Genomic DNA, 5,082 nt, shown 5'->3' on the forward strand with positions numbered 1-5,082 from the left:
CACACGGTCCCGTCACCCTGGCGGACCTTGCGGGCCGAGGTGCCCGAGCCCACGCTGGCGGGGTCGACCTGGCGGGCGGGGCCCTTCGGGTACCGGATGGCGGCGGGGCCGTCCAGCTCCAGGGCGGTTCGCAGCATGACCGGCAGCTCCTGGGCTGACGACGGCGCAAAGACGGTCATGCCGGGGATGGCGAGCGTGAGGGCCAGATCGAGCACGCCGTGGTGCGACGGGCCGTCGTCACCGGTGATGCCAGCCCGGTCGAGCGCGAACACCACGGGGAGCCCGTGGAGGCCCACGTCCAGGTTGGCCTGGTCGAAGGCGCGGCAGAGAAACGTGGAGTAGACGGCCACCACGGGCCGCAGGCCCATCATGGCCATGCCCGCCGCTGCCGTGACTGCGTGCTGCTCGGCGATCCCCACGTCGAAGCAGCGGTCCGGGAACTTGGACTGGAACGGCAGGAGCCCGGTCGGCCCGGGCATCGCCGCCGTGATGGCCACGACGCTCGGGTGGTCCTCCCCGATCTCGACCATGGCCCGCGTGAAGGCGTCGGTGCACTGGATCGGCGCCTCACCGTCGGTCGCCGGGCCGGCGTTGGCCGGGCGCACCTTGAGGTCGTGCAGGCGCTGCACGTGGTCGTCCTCGGCGGGCGCGTAGCCCCTGCCCTTGTGGGTGAGGACGTGCACCACGATGGGTCCGTCCCACTCGGCGGCGTGCCGCAGAGCCTGCTCCATGACCTCGATGTCGTGGCCGTCGAGGGGGCCGGTGTAGCGCACGCCGAGCGACTCGAAGAACACGTGCGGCTCGATGACCTCTCGGAGCGCGGCCGTCAGACCCTGGGCGCTCGTGTACGCCAACCCGCCGATGGCGGGCACGTCGCGCAGGAACTGCTTCACTCTGTTGCGGGCCTGGACGTAGGACGGGTTGAGCCGCAGCCGGGTCAGGCTCTCTGACAGGTGCGACACGGTGGGCGCGTAGGACCGTCCGTTGTCGTTGAGCACGATCACCACCCGCCGCCCGCTGTGGCCCAGATTGTTGAGGGCCTCGTACGCCATTCCCCCCGTGAGAGCCCCGTCTCCGACGATCGCCACCACCCGGCGCTCGGAGCCGTTCCCCGACGCGCCGAGGTCGAGCGCGGTGGAGATGCCGTGCGCGTAGCTGAGGATGGTGGAGGCGTGGCTGTTCTCCACCCAGTCGTGCTCCGACTCCTGGCGTGACGGATACCCCGAGAGGCCGCCGGCCTGACGGAGATGGGCGAAGCCCTCCCGCCGCCCGGTGACCAGCTTGTGGACGTAGGCCTGGTGACCCGTGTCCCACAGGACGACGTCGCGGGGCGAGTCGAAGACGCGGTGGACCGCGAGGGTGATCTCGACCGCCCCCAGGTTCGAGCCCAGGTGGCCACCCGTCGCCGACACGGCGTCGACCACGAAGGCTCGGATCTCGCTGGCCAGCTGGGTGAGCTGGGACTGGTCGAGCGCCCGCAGGTCCGCCGGGCTGTTGATGTGCTCAAGGATCATCGGCGCGGGGAACCTCCGTGCCTAACGCTATCGGAACCGTGCCCCCGGTGGATGCCCCCCAACGTCGTGGTGCTCAACGGTCGCGGCTGGCCACGAACTGGGCCAGCTCCGCCAGGCGGGCCCGCGCCTCCTCGGTGACGGGCACTCCGTCGAGCGCCACCAGCGCCCGCTCCAGCAGCCCGTCGATCGTCTCCTCGACCCGCTGTCGGGCGCCGGTCTCGACCAGGATCGTCTGCAGCGCGGCCACCTCGTCGGCTGTCAGGCTGGCGGAGCCGAACCGCTCGGCCAGCAGCTCGGCCGCGGAGCCGTCGGCCCGCGCCATGGCCAGCACGTAGAGCGCCGTCGGCTTGCCCTCCCGGAGGTCCTCGCCCACGGGCTTGCCCGTGACCTCCGGATCGCCGAAGGCGCCGAGCAGGTCGTCGCGGAGCTGGAACGCCTCGCCGAGGGGCAGGCCGAACGCGCTCAGGTAGGCGCCCAGGTCGTCCAGGCGGCCCGCCAACGCCGCCCCCAGGTGGAGGGGTCGTTCGACCGTGTACTTGCCGGACTTGTACAGACAGATCCTCCGGGCCTGCTCGGCGCTGGTGTCGGCCCGGGCGGTACCGAGCAGATCGAGGTACTGCCCGAGGCTCACCTCGAGACGCTGCTCGGCGAAGACGTCGTGCGCCTGGCGTGGCGCGTCGGCCAGGAGCATGTCGGCGTAGACGTAGGCCAGGTCACCGATCAGGATGGCCGCGCCGTCGCCGAATCGCCGCCCCTCACCGCGCCACCCGGCCTCGGCGTGACGATCGGCGAAGGCCCGGTGCACGCTGGGCTGCCCGCGCCGGTAGTCAGAGGCGTCCATCACGTCGTCGTGGATGACGGCGAACGCGTGCAGCAGCTCGAGGGCGGCTCCGGCGTCGGTCACCAGCGGATCCGACGGCGCCCCGCCGGCCCCGACGAAAGCCCAGTGGCAGAAGGCCGGTCGCAGCCGCTTGCCCCCGGCGAACAACAGCTCGCGCAGGGCGCACAGGGGCTCGACCAGGTCGGGGTCGACGTCGGCCCATCGAGCCACCTCCGGCGCCATCAGCCGCTCGATGCGCCCGTCGACGGAGCGCGCAACGACGTCCAGGTCGGTGGGGGCGGAGGCGCCCGAGGGCCTCACAGGTTCACGCTACGGGACGGCGCGGCGCGAGCGCGCGCCGGCGGCGAACGCAGGCGCCCCCAGCAGGCTCACGGCCAGGTTGAGGAAGTACACGAGCAGGCCCAGGGCGATCGCCTGGCTCGTGCTCACGCCGAGGGGACCGAGGAACAGGATGAACGCCCCCTCGCGCAAGCCGAGGCCGCCGATCGTCAGCGGCAGCACCTGCACGATGGCGACGACCGGCATGAAGGCGAGGATCGCCGTCCAGCCGACGTCCAGATTGAGGGCGCCGGCGGCGAGATAGGCAGCCAGGGCCACCGCCAGCTGGTAGGCGAACGCGACAGCGAGTACCTCGATCGCCGCTGCCGGTCGGCGCCGGAACCGGTCCAGGCCCAGGTGCACTGCGCCGACGAACCGCACCCAGCCGTCCCGATGGGTCAGGCGACCGCCCAGGCGAGGGTGGCCCGCCAGCGCAGTGACGGCCACCAGCAGGAAGAGCGTCGCCAGTGACACGATGATGGCCAGCCTGGTCGCGTGGCCCAGGTGCAGCAGGCCGGGGTTGGCGAGGAGGGCGGCCAGCGTGATGACCGGCAGCACGAGCCACCCCGTGAGGCGCTCGAGCACCACCGACGCGAAGGGCCTCGTGCGGTCGCCGCTGATCCTCGCCAGCCGGCTGATTCGGACCACGTCCCCACCAACGGTCGAGGGCAGGAAGTTCCCGACGAACAGGCCGGCGAGGTACAGGTTGACGGCGGTGCGCACGCGAGTCGGCAGCTCGAGGGCGACCAGCACCCGCTGCCACCGCAGCGCCGAAAGGAGGATCCCTGTCAGGGTCACCACCAGGGCCACGACGAGGAAGGCGACGGCGCTGTCGTGCCGGGCCGGGAGCAGCCCGCTCAGGTGCAGGCGGGAGATCAGCACGGCGAGCATGGCGATGCTGGCCGCGATGCGCACGGCTGGCCCCATGGCTTTGACGCGACGCATGACCTTCCCCTGGGTGATCCCAGTTAGCGTAGGCGCCGCCGACACTGGAGGACACGATGACGACGAAGGGCCACGGGGGGGAGCTGGTGCTGGCCGGGCTGTCGGGCCAGGGGGTCGATGCCATCTTCACACTCTCGGGCGGCCACATCTTCCCTGTCTACGACGCCTGCGTGAAGGCCGGATGGCGGATCGTCGACGTGCGCCACGAGCAGACCGCCGCCTTCGCCGCCGAGGGCGCGGCCAAGCTGACCCGTCAGCCGGGAGTGGCGGTGCTCACCGCAGGACCCGGTGTCACCAACGGGGTGAGCGCCACGACCACCGCCCACTTCAACGGGTCGCCCCTGGTCGTGCTGGGGGGTCGGGCGCCGCAGGGTCGCTGGGGCGCGGGCTCGCTCCAGGAGCTGGACCACGTGCCGATCCTGGCCCCGATCACCAAGTCGGCCGGCACGGTAGGGGCCGCGACCGAGATCCCGAAGGCGGTGCGCGGCGCCGTCGAGACGGCCCTCACACCGCACCGGGGACCGGTCTTCCTCGACTTCCCGCTCGACGTGCTGTTCAGTGAGGCCGAGGCGCAGGTCCCGCCACCGGTCGCGCCTCGTGGCGCCGAGCCCGACCCCGACCAGGTGGCCGCGGCAGCCTCCCTGATCGCGACCGCCGAACGCCCCGCTCTGGTAGCCGGCAGCGACGTGTGGTGGGAAGGCGCCTGGGACGCCCTCCGCCACCTGGTCGATTCCGTGCGGGTGCCGACCTTCGCCAACGGTCTGGGCCGCGGGTGCCTGGCGGCCGACCACGAGCTCGCCTTCTCCCGCACGCGGCGGGCCCTCAAGGAGGCCGACGTGGTCGTCGTGGTGGGGACGCCGCTCGACTTCCGGCTGTCGTTCGGCAGCTTCGGGTCGGCCCAGGTGGTCCACGTCGTCGACAGCGCCGATGTGCGGGCCACCCATGCCGAGGTCGCCGCGGCCCCCGCCGGCGACATCGCCACGACCCTGGCGGGCATGGCGGAGCTTGGGGCGGTCGACCCCGGCCGCCGCGATCACGAGCCCTGGATCTCCCGCCTGCGCGACCAGGAGCTGGCGGCGCGGGACGCCGAGCGGGCCGAGCTCGAGGCGAGCGCCGATCCGATCCATCCCGCCCGGGTGTACGGGGAGCTGCGCCCCCGCCTCGACCGCGACGCCGTCGTCATCGGCGACGGGGGCGACTTCGTCTCCTACGCCGGCCGCCTCGTCGACTCGTTCGAGCCGGGTTGCTGGATGGACCCCGGCCCGTACGGGTGCCTGGGCACGGGGCTGGGCTACGCCGTCGCCGCCCGGGTCTGCCGGCCCGACCGCCAGGTCGTCCTGCTTCTCGGCGACGGCGCCCTCGGGTTCTCCGCCATGGACGTCGACACCCTCGTGCGCCACCGGCTCCCGGTCACCATGGTGGTGGGCAACAACGGGATCTGGGGCCTGGAGAAGCACCCGATGC

Annotated in this window: 4 protein-coding genes; 1 reads left to right on the top strand and 3 read right to left on the bottom strand. The window is 72.6% G+C overall.

Translation table 11 applies throughout. The features are described from left to right. The 3 genes from dxs to VGF64_10030 all read right to left on the bottom strand — a co-directional run. A partial coding sequence (gene dxs, locus VGF64_10020) for a 1-deoxy-D-xylulose-5-phosphate synthase (GenBank protein HEY1635084.1) occupies positions 1 to 1,514 on the bottom strand: 1,514 nt, incomplete at its 3' end. Between the two features lie 73 nt (positions 1,515 to 1,587). Next, positions 1,588 to 2,655 carry a polyprenyl synthetase family protein gene (locus VGF64_10025; GenBank protein HEY1635085.1) on the bottom strand — a complete coding sequence of 356 codons (1,068 nt, stop codon included), beginning with the start codon at positions 2,653 to 2,655 and terminating at the stop codon, positions 1,588 to 1,590. 9 nt (positions 2,656 to 2,664) lie between these two features. Next, positions 2,665 to 3,618: a lysylphosphatidylglycerol synthase transmembrane domain-containing protein gene (locus VGF64_10030; protein ID HEY1635086.1), complete on the bottom strand. Its 954-nt coding sequence runs from the start codon at positions 3,616 to 3,618 to the stop codon at positions 2,665 to 2,667. Positions 3,619 to 3,674: 56 nt separating this feature from the next. Between VGF64_10030 and VGF64_10035 the strand changes: the two genes are divergently transcribed. Continuing rightward, positions 3,675 to 5,082, top strand: a 1,408-nt coding sequence (locus tag VGF64_10035; protein HEY1635087.1) for an acetolactate synthase, incomplete at its 3' end; no start/stop codon positions are given.

Source organism: Acidimicrobiales bacterium (assembly GCA_036491125.1).
In the GTDB taxonomy this organism is placed as follows: domain Bacteria; phylum Actinomycetota; class Acidimicrobiia; order Acidimicrobiales; family AC-9; genus AC-9.

What these genes read in the sequence shown, in the direction of transcription:
- VGF64_10030 (HEY1635086.1), bottom strand. Translation starts at nt 3,618, where the DNA reads ATGCGTCGCGTCAAAGCCATGGGGCCAGCCGTGCGCATCGCGGCCAGC.